This is a genomic window from Dyadobacter sp. 676 (assembly GCF_040448675.1).
Classification (GTDB): domain Bacteria; phylum Bacteroidota; class Bacteroidia; order Cytophagales; family Spirosomataceae; genus Dyadobacter.
This window is the reverse complement of the sequence record NZ_CP159289.1, coordinates 5,482,347-5,498,086: the sequence shown is the minus strand read 5'-3', so window position 1 is coordinate 5,498,086 and position 15,740 is coordinate 5,482,347. Positions and strand designations below refer to the sequence as shown.

The window sequence follows — 15,740 nt, the reverse complement described above, 5'->3', positions numbered from 1 at the left end:
ATATGAATCAGGCATGGGCTTTGGCTTCCGGAGTCCGTGCTTTTTAATTTTCTTGTTGCGAGCCTGAGATTTTAACCTTAGCCGATCCGTTCAATATTTATTGTCTTCAACCCTTTTAAATTTGGATGCTGGTAAGGTTATGTACATCAATGCTAAAAAAAAGCCTATGAATAAATAACTACCCATGAATCGGTTTGCAGTTCCAGACTGGCCAGCTGCCCGCAAACCTTTGATTCGATGCCTTCAGGGCGATTAACCGGCAGGTATTGGCCGATAACTTGTTCGCGCGAACGGTGACCTGAGCCAAGTCTGCAAAAGTGCGACAGCGCGTGCCGCCAGATATGTTCCACCAGCCTTCTCCGGCGGCAAGCGAATTCCAGCCAGTATATAATGAAATGGCATTGAAATGTTTTCACAGTGCCGTGCTACGATTTGCAACGTTTCTTAGATACCGTTATCAATTTGCTAAACGTTTAATCCGCTTTGCGTGACTTGCCAGTCATTGTAACCAGTGGCCGACCTAAGCGCGAAGCAATTATTAGATGGCGTATAGCCGATACCGGTAAATCTCATTGAATTCTATTACCTACTCATCACACTGCATTTTAAAACCAATATGACAAAATCTATCTTTTTCAAAGTGTTGCTAGTGACGATATTGTCAGTAGCAACCCCTCGAATCTTTGCTCAAAACTGTACGATCAATGCCGGTACAGACAAAAGCGTTTGTACAGCGAATGTTAGTTTGAATGATGCCAACCGAAACGGATCATTCACAGCCAATCCGGTCTGGACCGTTGTTTCGCAGCCAGCTGGCGCCAACGCGACTTTTAGCGATGCTAACGCGCTAACGCCAGACGTTACAGGAATGAATGTGGGTGGAACCTACGTCTTTCGAATAACCCAAGCCTGCGGCACCGGCGTGGCGACCGATGAAGTTACGGTGACTGCATATCCGCCACCGAACCAACGACTGCCAACTTTTTCGGCTTGTGGAAGTACTTCAACTATAACTATTACTGGCTTCCTTCCGGCGGGTTATACGGGTGAGTGGACAACTTCGAGTAGTGAGGTTACTATCACTCCTACAAGTGCCAGTGCCGCTACCATAACATTAAATAACCCAGAGCAATTTAAATGTGGCCATCAAGTTAGTCTCACCTGGACAATTAAGTCGCCGAATGGCTGCACCTATGATTATTTCTCAGCCGCGTTTTGGCAACAAAGTGCTGCGGATATTGAACTAGAAACTAATTATACAATCAACGGCTGTGGATCATCTTTTACCATGACTCCCCTTCCCACTGGGTGCAACTACTCTAACACAGGACTTATATCACTTTCGAATATTGTTTATCCTGCCGGATACAGTGGGCCAGGCCTAACCTACACGGGCCTTATCAGCAGAAGCGTAGCTGGTTTTACAACCGCCGGCACATACACTTTCCGCTTCACCATAAATTTAGGCGCTTGCGGCACGAAATCCTTTGATGTGACCGTTACCAAAATTGGCGGGACAATACCACCGGGTGGGGCAGTCACCGGCCCAGCGTCACAAATGTTTTGTTTGAGTGAAAATCCGGCTACTGTTAATGCCACCTTTGATTTTACGGATCCAACGTTAATCACAAATGACAGCTGGGTCGGCTGGCTGGAGACACCCTCGGGTAGTGGAACACCTGTAACTTCCATTGCTGGCAGTGGAACAAATACGCGGACCGTAACTTTTGCCAGACCAGCCAGTGGTTGGCAAGCCGGACGTTACAGAATGTATTTCGAATATGCCAGTGGGGGGGATGTAAATGGCGTTTGCAAGAACTCGCAGGTTTATGAATTTTATTTTGTAGGCGGTACATGGATCAACTTTGACGTGCCCGATGTTACAGTTTGCACGGCCCCTGGCTCGCCGACGGCTTCATACACTTATGAGAATGTACTTCCTCTGGAGCTCGGGACACTCACTGGCGGCGTAACTGGTGGCCTGTATATAGGGCAATGGGACATCGAGCGGATCTCATCTCAGGGACCTCTTACTCCTTTCGCCCATGCTTATTATACTGGATTTAACGTAAACGGCCTATCGGTAGGCATGCATACATTCCGAATTGCCCCAGCGCAAGATGAAAATAGTCTCTTATACAAGCTGTATCAATGTGCCGGCAGCAATTTTTCAGATACCTTCACTGTCACTGTGGTAGCCAACACGGGGGCCAATGCCGGTACTGACCAAACCGTTCCATGTATCAATAACTTTGCCCTGGCGGGAAATAATTACGGGGCACCCATGGTTGGTACCTGGTCCATTGTTTCCCAGCCGCCGGGTAGCTACAGTTTGGGTTTCACCGACGTCAACGACCCCAGTGCAAGAATTACAGGCACAGGCGATGCGCCGGCAGGTACTTACACTTTCCGCTGGACAATGGCCGGTCCGCCCGAGAGCGTATCATGTACCGGGCAGTTTGACGAGGTTACCATCACAGCCGCAGCTGGTTGCCCACTTCCAGTGACCCTAAAAGGTTTTAGAGCCATAAGAGAAGGGAATACCGCGTTGTTGACATGGCAAACAACCGAAGAAGTCAATGCAGGGCATTTTGAAATACAGCGTAGTACGGATGCAAAGTCTTGGTCTTCCATCGGTATGGTAAGGGCCGAAGGTAGCAGTAGAGTCATAAGGTCCTATGACTATGTTGATGCCAAGCCTTCGAATGGGACCAATTACTACCGTTTGAAAATGGTTGATCTAGATGAGACCTTCGCATTCAGCAATATTCAGGTAGTTAATGTAAAAGCGGCAGCATTATCAGCCTATCCAAATCCGGCTTCAAACATCTTAATGCTCAGCGATATCGATCCATCTTCTTTTTCGGAGGTAGCCCTGGTGGATGCAAATGGCAAAGTCGTTTACAAGTCGACAAGCTTCCCATTCGGGGGGAATCGACGTGAAGAAGTATGCGGCCGGCACCTATGTGGTTCGGGTTAAAAAGCCGGATGGGACAATCAACGCGGTCAAAATTGTGATAGCCCATTAGACTGCCGGCAATGCAAAAGACAATAAAATAGGGATAAACCATCAGGCATGGGCCTTGGCTTCCGGGGTCCATGCTTTTATTTGGTCCCTAGATAAGGCGATAAACAGTCAACAATAAGTGGCTGTAGTTTGGGTATCAGATTTTAAATTCCTGCACCAACTATGAATTTTCGAAACATTCTAAAGTGGCTAGTAGGCGCCGTTTTATTCATGTTGGCGCTTTTAAGCCGACGATAATGCGAGTTTTAACATAAGAGGTTTTGTTGAGGAAAACAGAAGAACAAGTAGTCAGCTCACAGGCTTCAATTTGAAAGCCTGTGGCTTTTTCCCATTTAAATACGGGTTTCGCATAACTAGTTAGATGAGCCCACGTAGGTCCCGCTCAGGAGCGGATTAAATGCGACTTTCACCAAATTTACTTTATGAGTAATAAGCATCTATAATATCGAATACGAGCACAATTAGTCCAACTGTATCTATGAAAAAGTCTCTTATTATGCTTAGCATTTTGTGCATGTTCTCATGCGCAAGCAACGACTACTATGACAACAACAGTGATGGAAGTAAGGAAACGGCCTCCGGGTCGGCAAGCAGCCCGACGGAAACACACTCGCCAGCTAAAACTTTTTTTGTCCTGACCTCCTGGAAGACCCAGAACCGGCAACTAGCCATGCAAAGCATACCAGTCGCCCAAAAGCAACTAATGGGGCTATGGAAGAAAGGCATCGTCGAAAACGTGTACTACCGGCAGAATGGTGACATCAAAAATAACGAACCGCTTGCCTTAGTGGCTTTTTTCATCAAGGCAGCCAGTGAAGATGATGTCCGGGCTACACTCGATACGACGGTCCTCGTTAAAAATCAGTTAGCGACTTACACCCTTCGTGAAGTCGGCAAAAACGTTCTTGGCCGCAACGACAATACTTCTCGGTTAAATTCGGCTGTCAATATCGAGACCTTCGCCGTCACATGGAGTATGTCCAATAGCTTCCAGACAGGACACGACCGGTAAGGCGGCGCAGGCCTCGATGACCAAGCAGCTTTTTGACATTGGCCGCCTTGAAACAGCCTACATCGACGAATCGGCTCACGAGAATTATAAGGCGCTGGCTCCTGCTGTGTTCTTTGTCAACGCGACTGGTACCGCCGATGCCAAACGACTTCTCGATCAGATGCCGATTGTCCGATCGAAGCGGGCCACTTACGCCCTGCACCGCGTGGGAAGATTTTTACTAGGCACCAGTAGTAACGTGCAGTGACAGCCTTATTATGTACACGCAAAATATTGGCAACACTATGCATTCATTTACCTCAGAAATCGAAAATGTGACGGGTAAGCCCTGTCAACATTCCAACTACAATCTGACCTTCGTTTCATGGATCGATCAGGTTATGGTCCACACGCACGATTGTTACAAATTGGTGGCATCACTAGACCACTCGTTTAATTGTCAGATTGACGGCAAGGACTACAAAAACCTTAATGGTTTTATTGTAAACCAATCTGTTAGCCATGCTTGTGAGGCTCCCCGCGCGACGGTGCTCGTCAGTTTCATTGAGCCGGAAAGCACCTGGGGTTGGAAGCTCAAATCCATTCTGAACGATCAGCCGTTCGTGGATCTCAGCCTATTACTCGAAAAAGAGGAGATTTCCGGGGCTTTACCCGGCAATTATGGCACACTTCTCAATGAAGAGCTAATCCCTTATGCAAACGAGTTTTTCGATAAGCTCTTTGCCACAGGTGATCCGGACCGCCGGATGGACGACCGGATTGCTCGGGCGGTAGAGTATATCAATCAAAACCTGGACAGCACCTTAGAGCTCGATGCAATTGCTGATCTGATGTGTTTGTCCCCCGAGCGTGCCCGGCATTTGTTCGTTGAAGAGATGGGCACCCCCTTCTCACAATATGTGCTTTGGAGAAGGATCAAAGAAACGCTTAGGGCGGTGATAGTGGACAGGTCCAAGTTTACCCAGGCATGTTTGAAATCAGGGTTTGCGGATCAGCCGCATTTCAATCGGGTTTTCAAACGGATATTTGGAATGGTGCCCAAAGACCTGATGTTGTACAGCAGGATCCTGATCTGACGTTTATAGGCTTCCGAACAAGAAAAGCCAATAAAGCACAAACTTCACAGAAACAAATCAGACTTCCGGCCTTGCCGGAAGTCTGATTACTATTACGCCATGAAAAATTAATGCCGGCAACCCCTTTAACGCTCGATGATATCAATGACAAAAACACTTCCGTCCGACAGAATGCCACGTATCAAGTGCTGGCCAGCGGTGATGTGGCCTACATCCAGCGTAACCGCGTGTTTTCGCTTCGACAATGTTTCGACCAATTATCGGTAAATATTGATTATTTCGACGACTTCTGTGCCCAAATCGTTGAGCGACTGAATTCCGCAATGTCTTGTTAATGGGCATAGTGTGTGTATAGCTTCCCCTTCCATCGTAGTTACAACCATGGTTGCCGTATTTTGACGACCAACTACGGCTGTAAAATTAGGCATGGTCATGAGGCCAGAATAGAACAAAAAGGCTATTCTGCTGGTCAGGAAATTTATCACTTACCTGCTCAAACATAGCCGCCTTGTTCTAGGCCTGCCACATTACCGCGACTACATTTGTGTCTATCAAACTGTGACTCTTATAACAATGAAAGCAATGATGGTTGACCAGTACGGGCCTGCTCAATGGATGAGATTTGGGGACATAGAACCACCCAAGCCCAGCGGCACGCAGGTGCTGATTCAGGTTATGGCAGCGGCAGTAAATCCGGTGGATATCAAGATACGGAGCGGCTATATGACGGGATTTTTACCCAAACGTTTTCCGATCGTCCTTGGATGGGAGCTCAGTGGCGTCATTGTAAAAACAGGGACCAATGTGACGGGCTTCAGACAAGGTGATCACGTGTTTGCCATGCTTAATTTTATGCAGCAAGGCGCATATGCAGAATATGTGGTGGTAGAAGAGAGCGAAGTTGCATTGAAGCCGACGTCAGTCGACCACTTGCAAGCCGCTACGATCCCTATGGTCGCCGGAGCCGCATATACTGGTTTATTCAAACTAGCGCATATCAGGCGGGGACAAAAGGTATTGATTCTTGGCGCATCCGGATCTGTGGGTTGGTATGCTGTGCAATTGGCGAAAATCCGGGGCGCGCATGTAATCGCCACCGGCACGCCGGAATCTGCCGATAAACTAGCGCAAATAGGCGCCGATATGGTAATAGATTATACGCAACGCGATTTCTTAGCCCCGATAAGCGATATTGAAGTTGTACTTGACCTGATCGGCGGGCAGACAGCCTACGATGCCTTTAGGGTTATCGACACAGGGGGGGCTTTTGCTGTCAACAGTAGCGGAGCCGGACCAGAAAGCTGCAACTGCTACCGGTGCGAGAGCTGTATTTTACCAGACAGTCCCGAATCAGCAAATGCTGAAGCATATTCAGGTACTAGTCGATCATGGCGAAATAACTCCGCTTTCCCCCATCACTGCCCGATTGGAACAAGCCGCCGACATCCACCGGAAACTGGAAATGCGGGAGTTAGCTGGTAAGATCGTATTTGACCTTACTACGGAAGCTTAATTAATAGATGCCCGTTTTAAATGTGGAAGGTGCTCGATGCTCGCCAAACTTTCCATTTATGTGCCAATGCTTCGACTGATGGTTAGTCACTCGTAAATTGTTTCCACTAGACTTCATTCATATTTACTCGCTTAGATTTGTTAGCTTAATTCCCTAATTCGCTCCATTATCTTCGACGATATCGTGGTTATCGGAAACCCACGCGCAGTTAGGTTTGCTTGGCTTGGGTTGATCCAGTAGAAGATTAGGGGACACCCATTTCCAATGCCTACTATCTGTCGTTCTTGACGGTCGGCCGCTGCCGAACGAATTTCGGCGGTTGAATGGCTTTCAAACCCTCTTTTTGCTTGATTTCAATAATTTTCCTACGACCTTTTTTTTATACCCTTTTGTTTCAGGGGGTTCTTTAATGCGCTTGCTACCGTACCGCTTAAAATTGCGGATAAAACTCAATCCGTACCTCATGCGTTGGCATGGGAAATCCATGCTGCCATTATTGGCAACTTAGAACAGTTTAATCGTCAGCCAACGGTTGTTTGAATGTGCTAAAATAGAAGTGTTGTATGGTAAAAGTTTTCATAGAAAAATCGAGCCTCAAACTAATCTAGCCGGAATGTTCAAAAATAAGGATCACTGATATGTACGACTAATTCCATGCCTGTACGAGATAGGTCGCGCCATTTGTCAAAAAATTCGAATGCTAGCCGATATGTTCAATACTTTTTGTTTTATGAGTATATATATTTGGATGATGGTAAGGCATGCACTTTCCAAACACTATAATTAAAATGCCTAGGAAAAATGTTTCCTGCTTCCACTTGTTGTAGTTAGTTAAAATGATTGGCTTGGCTCTTCAAGGTTTCTGCGATTGTCCCAGGGGTCACACGAGTTGATGTGCTAGCACGTGCCCTTATCCGACCAGCTCGTTCGAAGGGCTGTAACATCTGTCGGGCCGGTCGAGTATTGGGATATTGGTGGCGAGAATGCTATTTCGATAACACTGACATGGGACGCGGGAAGGGACATTACCAGCCTAATCATGGGTAACTGAATAAACTGGCCATCGCCTGCCGGAATGGCACGCAATGGGTGGCAATACCGTCAGTTGTAAATGCGACATCTATTTTTAGGCGGGGCCAGCGGCCTTTCAGCCGGCTCAATTACTACCCAAAGCCGGCAAAATATCCCCTTTCCCGCCACGCCATTAGCGCCATTTTCGACGTTGGTGGCTACCGTCTTTCAAACGATGCCTTCCAGCAATGGGGCCAGTCATGATTAATGAATCTACCGGTCTACTTAGTTGGTCGACATCTGACGAAGTAAATAGTGACCGTTTTGAAGTGCAAAGAAGTCGAGATGGCAAGAACTGGCTGCTAATCGGCAATGTCGCCTCCCGAGGCGAAAGAAATAGTGTTCAGCATTACGAGTTTATTGATCTCGCTCCCATGGAAGCCGAAAATTTTTACCGTCTGAAAATGATCGATAAGGACGGGTCTTTTACGTATAGCGCAATACATCATTTTGAATTCCGTAGAACTGAGCTATCAATCGCGTATCCTAATCCAGCACTTGGCCGAATTTTTATTCGTAATTCGTCGCAAATGCATAAGGCAGTGGTGTTTGATATATATGGTAGATTGGTGATTCAGGCGAATCGCTTGAGCGAACCTCTCGACGTCCGACGGCTTTCGCCAGGCTTATATCTATTGTATGTCGACTACATTAACGGCGAGCGCCATACGCAAAGAATTTGGGTAGGTTCGAAATAGAAGGACGAGTAAGTAACTCAAAGGCTTCGAATCGAAGCCTTTGGCTTTTTCAATTTATATCCCTAGGTAAATAGCTTGGCATATAAATGCGCTTTGCGGCTGGATGAATAACACTGATATTACAAAATATCTTTTTCAGGAGCGATTTAACAAAATTAAATATACCATTTAATGTAACATATTTTTTATGAAACACTAAATTCAAAATTTTAATATAAGGGGGTCCTAGTCTGATTGAAGTATAGCCAGAAGATTTAATTAAGTCATGATAAGCGATTAATACGACTTAGTTCTATACAAACATAATTGTTCACAAAAGTAGTTTGAACGTTAGCCGGTACGTTCAATACTTTTTGATTTCTGAACGATTATATTTGGGCCATGTTAGTACATTTCTTATTGTTTAAGTATTAAATATCTATTAGCCTATAATTAAAATGCTACGCTCCATTTATTAGTAGCTCGTCGTCTCGTTGTAGTTGGTTGAACATTTTATTTGTGATTGCCCAGAGGCGCAAATATGGTAAGGCGACGACCTTTAATTGTTTTTTATTGCTATCGATTTGGCTATATCGGCGCCAATTAGAGCCAAGAACACCAGCCATGCTCGCGGATAGTTGTTTACCTGGGATGAAAAGACCTTTCGTCCATTTGGATTGGTAGCGGTTTAGCCCATATAATCAGTACGTCCGGCGCTAATTATACCTCACTCTAAATAACCATGGCTTGCATGAAAGAAGCGTTAAATCATCAGTGCATTTTCTTTTTGGTGCTAACCTTTGACAGTAGGTATGGCGTGTCGGTTTCGTTACCGTCGAGTGACCCTTAGTTATCATCTCTTTATATCCATTCATTTTAAGGTGGACCGAACCCACTGGTATCTGATCGTGCCGCTATGCGCGTACTGTGGCGTGTATTGGCTTATAGGCGCGGGCAAAGGTAAGCAGGCCTCAACCCAATCACGCATGCTACAATGGGCGGTGTATCGTCATCACCAACACAGGCGGAAAATTATGAAGGAGCTTTTATGGCAAAGACTTACCCATGGGTAAAACTCACACTCAAACGGCCATTTACTCATAAGAAAATTATCAATTCAAATACCTAATTCAATTGAATTATCCACCAATCCAGACAGACAAAATGTAACATTAAACCTCAGTACTCAATCTTTTTAATAACCAAACAATAAAAAAAATGAAACACTATTATACACAACTGCGGAGCCCTTTTACAGGCAGTACCTGGGTTCGGTCCCAGCTACTGGCTTCTGTATTTTTACTGCTAGCCATGCTGGGGGCAGTGTCTTCAGTATCTGCACAAGTCTGCACACCTCCGTCGGCAGTCACAATCTCAGGCTCAAACACTACCTATTGTGCAGGCGCCGCAGCTACTACACTTTCCGCGACTTTCACAGGTACGGCTACTGGCGCCACCTATCAATGGATGGCCAATGGCGCAGCAATCAGCGGCGCAATAAGTAGCACCTACACACCGCCAACAACAACAGCTGGTACAACAAACTACACTGTTCGCGTAACGAATGCCTGCGGGAACGCAACTTCGGGTACACGGACTATCACCGTGAGTACACGTCCGCCTCGACCCACGGTAAATATTCTTAGTCAACCCACTTGCAACACGCCCACTGGTAGCGCCGTCATATCAGCTCCTACTGGTCCAGGATTCAGTTATAGTATAGATGGGAATATTACCTTCCAGAGTTCACCCACCTTCACAAACTTAGCGCCGGGTAATTATACTGTTTCTGTGCGGAATGCATCAGGTTGTGGTTCAGGCCCAACCAGCTTCACGATCGCAAATGCAACTGGCTGCACCCCGATTTGCGGCCCCAACGTTGTAACCAACGGTACGTTCACGGGAAGTAGTGGCTGGACTGTAGATTTTCCTCAGTGGCGAATTTGGGATCCTGAAAATTATGCCTCAGCGTATACCCTTCCTGGGAATCCGACTCGTTATCTCTCGCAAAGTGTAACTGGCGTAGGCAATGCCCCTGTGCTTGACTTTACGCTGGCATGGACTACACAGAACAACCAGGATGCTTTAATTTCTATTTCATATAACGGCGTACAATATGGCAGCTTCAGTACGACGACAGGTACGTTTGTGGCAATGAACGGAGCGGTGCTGACAACCCCGTCGACCATTCCTAGTACTAACGGTGGTGGTGTGGGGACTAGTCCGATCTTTTATGATGTCAACTTACAGTTGCCGCCGGGGCAGCCGGCCACCGGCATACTACAATTTGGTACGACGCCTGTGAACAATGTCGACGATTCGGCCGATGAGGTTTTCATTGACAATGTAGTCTTAACCGGTCCGTGCGATCCACCGGTAGCTAACCCGGTCAGCGACACCTTGTCTGTACAGCCTGTGCCGGGAACAATTATTACGTTGAACGGAGGCACCAATCCTGCTGCCGTGAACGGTTCGGACGTACAGGACGGCGCTCTGGGCGGCACAACCACGACCAGCACTGTGGTGATCACCCAGCTGCCTACGAACGGAGCTGAATTGTATTACAACAATGTGCTGGTGACGCTTAACCAGGTCATCACCAACTTTGATGCCAACAACCTGGCCATTAAGCTGGTGGGTGCTGGTTACACTTCTACCACCTTTAACTACACCTTCCGGGATACAGATAACCAGTTAGGAAACAACGCCCCTTACACGATCAGCTGGCCAAGTCCGCTTCCTGTGACACTGGTGAGCTTTGATGCGGTGAAAGAAGGCAGTATCGTAAAGCTAAGCTGGTCGACAACCCAGGAGGTCAATGCTGACCGTTTTGAGATCCAGCGCAGCGCTGATGCACGTACATGGCAAGTACTGGGCCAAAGAGTCGCAGCAGGAGAAAGCAAGATTCAGGTGACATATGACTTTACCGATGAGGCCCCTGCTGGTGGATCGAACTACTACCGCCTGAAAATGATCGACAAAGATCTGACGTTTACATATAGCCGCATTCAAAGTTTGGATCTGGTTGGGGTATCCCAGGTTTCGGTTTACCCTAATCCGGGTAGTGATAAACTGTACCTGAAAGATGTGGATATAAAGAAAATCTCGAACGTGTCTATTCTGGATATGAACGGAAGATCCGTTTACAAGACAAGTGCTGTTTCAGCCGAAGGTATTCAGGTAAATCATATTCACAACGGTATTTACCTGCTGAAAGTGACCCTCGTTGACGGAACACAAAGCACACACAAAGTGGTAATTGGGAAGTAAAACATTGCGAAATAGTTCCATTTTGGAACAAGTTAAAACCTCCAACTAGTATAAAAACCGGCCCTTAATGCAGGGCCGGTTTTTTGTAATCCATGCCCCTCCCACCATCTCAGCACTGATTCACCTCTATATTCATTATCCATGAATCAGTCAGGGTTGTTTTCCTGGCCATTGCCAGTTCAGCAAATCGTCGCTCCATGCAATACCTATCGATGCATTCTTGTCGAAGTCTCCCGCTTCCTCGGTGAGCGGACCCGAGCCGTGAAAGAGCATAACGTATTTGCCAAACTCAGGAACATGCATGAGGTTTACAACCGCGCCTGCCGTGATCCGGCCTTTGGCCCAAGGCCATTCACCTTGGCCGAGTGTAATCAACGACCCATAATCCTTCCAAGTTTTTAAGTCGGCAGAACGCTTTAAGCCAATCCCGTTTTTGGGTGAATGCATCAGAATGTACTCATTATTTTCCACTAGCACACAGACGTTCTCTCCTGATTCGGTGTGGCCTACATAGTTCCAGGTTTTCAGATCATAAGAGCTTGACATACTGACGCCGTTCTGCTTGTAAAAACACCACTGACGTGGTTCCTTTTTGGTTTACACTTCTTGCTAGTTAGTAATTGATTTTAGTTTTTCTTTTTCAACCAGTTTTTCGATAGTAATCAGCCTCAAAAGCTGCGGGGTTACGGTAGTTCAAAGATGAATGTAACCTTCTCGTATTGTAATATCCGTCAATGTATTCAAACAGTATGGATCGCAAAGCCACGAGATTACTGTAACCTCCTTTCGGGATTTCCAATTCGGCCTTCAATCGACTCCATAGAGACTCTGCCCATGCGTTATCATAGGGATCGTCAGCGCGGGACATACTTTGTTTCAACTTGAAAGTTTTTACGAGCAGTTTCATTCTGCGTGACAGATATTGACCTCCCCGGTCAGAATGAATCATTAGCCCTGGTTTAACTCCTCGCCTCAACAGCGCTTTCTCCAATGGCTCTCTCACAAGATTTTCCTGCATATGCTCCTCAATCTTCCAACCGACGATCTGGCGGGAGAAAAGATCCATCCAGACGCACAAATACGCCCATTTTCCGGTCTTTAACGGCATGTAAGGTAGAGTAAGACAAGCGCGCCAGTTTGATCTCTCAATCATTGGTTTCGCTTGTCTTCTCGCCGAACCGGACGTGCGTCTTTCGGTACGCATCCGGCTCTCCAGGAATCGTGGTGAATTCAGGGGGGGATCATCCAACCTCTTCGGTACCGCATTACCTTCAGCCAGCCTGTTTGATACAGTTCTATCCCGTCTGTGCTCCAGACTTTGCATGTAGGCCGAGCCTTACTTGCTTTACGATGTCCCAATATCATTTCGGCATTAGCTTTGGGATATTTCTTTCTTAACCACCGCCAGACTCGATCTCTTGTATACCAGTCAAGGCTGGTCAGGATTTTCTTGGCGCCTGTACAGTAGTGATAGAAGTTTGCCCATCCTCTGAGAATTGGATTAAGTTTTTGCAGCAGTTCGCTTAGTGACCACTTAATTGTAGACCGTCCGGTCAAATATTTAACCTTGTATTTAAGATCAGCCAATTTTTCTTTCGGTATCTCAATACGCGGTGTCCATCCGTAGCGTTCATCCCAGCGCATGCTTACCCGGTGCCCCAGAAATTGGAACCCTTGAGTCAGCGGTGTGATCTTGGTCTTCTCGGCAGAAAGAGTTAGCCCCATCCCTGTTTTCAGTATGGTTTCTAACTCGGCTTTTTCCTGCTGGGCCTCCAACTCAGAGTCTGAAATCAGTGTTACAAAATCATCAGCATATCGAATTGGGAAGAATACGTTTCGACCGGCTTTTCGATCTGTTGCCCGTGACCTCATAGCTGCTGTAATTCCATCACACTTTCGCGTTTGCCGAAGCTTGGATTTGTGATTAACCCATCTTTCGTATCGCTCTTCGACTATCCCGAGTGCGATATTGGCAAGTAAGGGTGAGATGATACCTCCTTGCGGAGTACCAGTCTCAGTTCTTAGAAATTGCTCTTCAGACAAGATCCCTGCTTTCAAAAACTTTACAAGTAGTTGGTTCACTTTCCGGTCACAAGAGTGTTTTCGCACCCTTTCCATGAGCAAGTGATGATCGATATTATCGAAACACCCTTGAATATCGGCTTCGATAACCCATTGATAAGGCATCTGATCCCGTTTCCCATTTTCTGGATTCTTACCCCTTGGCCTGATCGCTGTGCGAATATGCTCTAATGCGCCATGACAACCCTTCCCTGGCCTGAATCCATAAGAAACATGCTCAAATCTAGCTTCCAGAAGTGGTTCCAATACTTGTTTGACCGCGCTTTGAACGACGCGGTCTGCGATTGTAGGTATGCCAAGCGGGCGGAATTTTCCCGGTTTACCAGCCTTAGGGATCAGTTTTCTACGACACGGGCTTGGTTGGTAAGTGCCTTCCTTAAGCCCAGTTTGCAGCTTGACTAAAAAAGAGTTGATCCCCATGTTCCTAGTAATGCTACCTACGGTTTTCCCATCAATACCGGGTGTACGTTTGCCTTTGTTTTTGGCCACACGTACCCAAGCACATCTCAAATTACGGAGATCAGTAATCCAGTTCCATAATTCTCGGTAAGGCTCCTCCGGATTTGTTTTACTCCACTGATACAGCTTTCTTTGAACGCTGAGTACCCAGGCATAATCTGCCTGGTAATCCAAGTCCATGGATTTCTTCCCCGTCTTTAGAAGCGTATCGATTCCCTGCCAGCCTTCGCCCTGTAACCGGCTTTCCCGATCTCTGACTACTATGCTGGCTCCGCCCTCATGCCTCTCCTTCCCGGGTCGCTGCCGATAGCCTGTGTTCCTTACAGGCGGAGAAGAACGAGTTCCCATGTTCCAGTTTTTAACCTTCGAATCCTTAGATGGCATGCTCTACTCCTGGTGGTTTGGGATGATGGCCAGGGAGAAACCCCATCACCGAATGTAACATTCCTCTATCGGTAACATCAAAACCGACTGAGCGCACCACATTCCTCCAAGTCCATTCACTTACGGGAGGTCGGTCGTCTAAATACAGAAGCTTCCTACGCATGCTTTGTTGTCTCATCATAGATTCTGCGGTAGCCCGGCCGGCAATAAATGGACTGCCTCCGGTACAGTTAAGGCTGCTCTGCTCATTTCATCTTACCAACAGCACATGGTAAGACTTCGCAGCCCCCTTCCAATCGAACTTCCCTTGTTCGATGGGGCAGTATTACAACTGCCGGTTAAAAACCAGCCTGCATGATGTTTTATCATCACACATTCGTGGCGCACTGATATCCGACACCCATATTGCATCTGGGTGATCTGGCTTTGGCTGATTGAGCAGCAGATTATCGCAAACCCGTTTGCCGTGCTTACTGTCAGTAGTCCTTGACGGTCGGCCGCTGCCGGATGAATCTAGGAGGCTGAATCGCTCTCAAACCCTCTTTTCGCATGATTTCAACAACTTTTCGACGACCGATTCTGATGCCTTTTTGCTTCAAAGATTCCTTGATTCGTCGACTTCCATAGCGTTTCATGTTCCGGATAAATTCGATCCGGACTTCATGCTTTGGGCGGTTGTATTTCTTGTCCGAGTTATGACTTCCCCCACGCCTGTATCGGTAGTAGGCAGTTCTGCTGACGTCAAATAATCGACACAGATAGCTTACTTTATTGGTCTTCGACAGGTTGAAAATCAAGTCATAGACGTCTCTCAGTCGGACTTGCTGAAAAGACCCAACGCTTTTTTTAGGATCTCACGGTCGGTTTTCAAACGTTCGTTCTCAGCCCTTAATCTTGCGTTCTCAGCCGTAAGCTTAGCAGACTTACTGCTTTCAGTGTCACCCGTTTTCGCCGCGGTGGCGGACCACTTTTGTCTTCATCATCGCCATGCTTTTCCAACGATAGAGAAGATTTTCCGCAATTCCAAAACTCTGAGAAAGTTCTCTGGCACTCCTGCCGGACACCAACATCGTAGTCAGTTCTTGCTTGAAATCAGCGTCATAACTTCTTCGGGATTTTACCCCAGTTCGGTTTTCCATTGTACTTCAGGTTGTGCAAGAATGTGTGC

General features: G+C 46.8%; 12 protein-coding genes and 1 pseudogene. 8 read left to right on the top strand and 5 right to left on the bottom strand.

What is annotated here, in order from left to right:
• The first annotated feature begins 616 nt into the window (after positions 1–616).
• The 8 genes and pseudogenes from ABV298_RS24425 to ABV298_RS24390 all read left to right on the top strand — a co-directional run bounded on the left by ABV298_RS24425 (position 617) and on the right by ABV298_RS24390 (position 11,647).
• Positions 617–2,980: a hypothetical protein gene (locus ABV298_RS24425; RefSeq protein ID WP_353718760.1), complete on the top strand. Its 2,364-nt coding sequence runs from the start codon at positions 617–619 to the stop codon at positions 2,978–2,980.
• Positions 2,981–3,506: 526 nt separating this feature from the next.
• Complete coding sequence (locus ABV298_RS24420) at positions 3,507–4,040, top strand: hypothetical protein (RefSeq protein ID WP_353718759.1); 534 nt, start codon at positions 3,507–3,509, stop codon at positions 4,038–4,040.
• Positions 4,041–4,056: 16 nt separating this feature from the next.
• Complete coding sequence (locus ABV298_RS24415) at positions 4,057–4,287, top strand: hypothetical protein (protein WP_353718758.1); 231 nt, start codon at positions 4,057–4,059, stop codon at positions 4,285–4,287.
• 37 nt (positions 4,288–4,324) lie between these two features.
• A complete protein-coding gene (locus ABV298_RS24410; protein WP_353718757.1) occupies positions 4,325–5,116 on the top strand; it encodes an AraC family transcriptional regulator in 792 nt (263 codons plus the stop codon).
• A gap of 573 nt (positions 5,117–5,689) precedes the next feature.
• A pseudogene (locus ABV298_RS24405) lies at positions 5,690–6,415 on the top strand (NADP-dependent oxidoreductase); the annotation flags it as partial.
• The gene (locus ABV298_RS24400) at positions 6,351–6,629 is read left to right on the top strand and encodes a zinc-binding dehydrogenase (protein WP_353723243.1); all 279 of its coding nucleotides are present in this window, start codon (positions 6,351–6,353) and stop codon (positions 6,627–6,629) included. The pseudogene ABV298_RS24405 and the gene ABV298_RS24400, both read left to right, overlap by 65 nt.
• Before the next feature lie 1,259 nt (positions 6,630–7,888).
• Entirely contained in the window at positions 7,889–8,398 is a 510-nt protein-coding gene (locus ABV298_RS24395) for a T9SS type A sorting domain-containing protein (RefSeq protein ID WP_353718756.1), read from the top strand.
• Between the two features lie 2,016 nt (positions 8,399–10,414).
• On the top strand, positions 10,415–11,647 hold the full coding sequence (locus ABV298_RS24390; protein ID WP_353718755.1) for a T9SS type A sorting domain-containing protein: 1,233 nt from the start codon (positions 10,415–10,417) through the stop codon (positions 11,645–11,647).
• Positions 11,648–11,797: 150 nt separating this feature from the next.
• Here ABV298_RS24390 and ABV298_RS24385 read toward each other — a convergent pair whose 3' ends face one another.
• From ABV298_RS24385 to ABV298_RS24365, 5 genes are all read right to left on the bottom strand, one after another.
• Positions 11,798–12,193 carry a hypothetical protein gene (locus ABV298_RS24385; protein ID WP_353718754.1) on the bottom strand — a complete coding sequence of 132 codons (396 nt, stop codon included), beginning with the start codon at positions 12,191–12,193 and terminating at the stop codon, positions 11,798–11,800.
• A 94-nt stretch (positions 12,194–12,287) separates the two neighbouring features.
• Positions 12,288–12,800, bottom strand: coding sequence for an IS3 family transposase (locus ABV298_RS24380; RefSeq protein WP_353718753.1), 513 nt, complete (start codon positions 12,798–12,800; stop codon positions 12,288–12,290).
• A gap of 77 nt (positions 12,801–12,877) precedes the next feature.
• Positions 12,878–14,368: a group II intron reverse transcriptase/maturase gene (gene ltrA / locus ABV298_RS24375; protein WP_353718752.1), complete on the bottom strand. Its 1,491-nt coding sequence runs from the start codon at positions 14,366–14,368 to the stop codon at positions 12,878–12,880.
• A gap of 680 nt (positions 14,369–15,048) precedes the next feature.
• A complete protein-coding gene (locus ABV298_RS24370) occupies positions 15,049–15,207 on the bottom strand; it encodes an IS3 family transposase (protein WP_353718751.1) in 159 nt (52 codons plus the stop codon).
• Between the two features lie 303 nt (positions 15,208–15,510).
• Entirely contained in the window at positions 15,511–15,711 is a 201-nt protein-coding gene (locus tag ABV298_RS24365; RefSeq protein WP_353718750.1) for a transposase, read from the bottom strand.
• Positions 15,712–15,740: the final 29 nt, after the last annotated feature.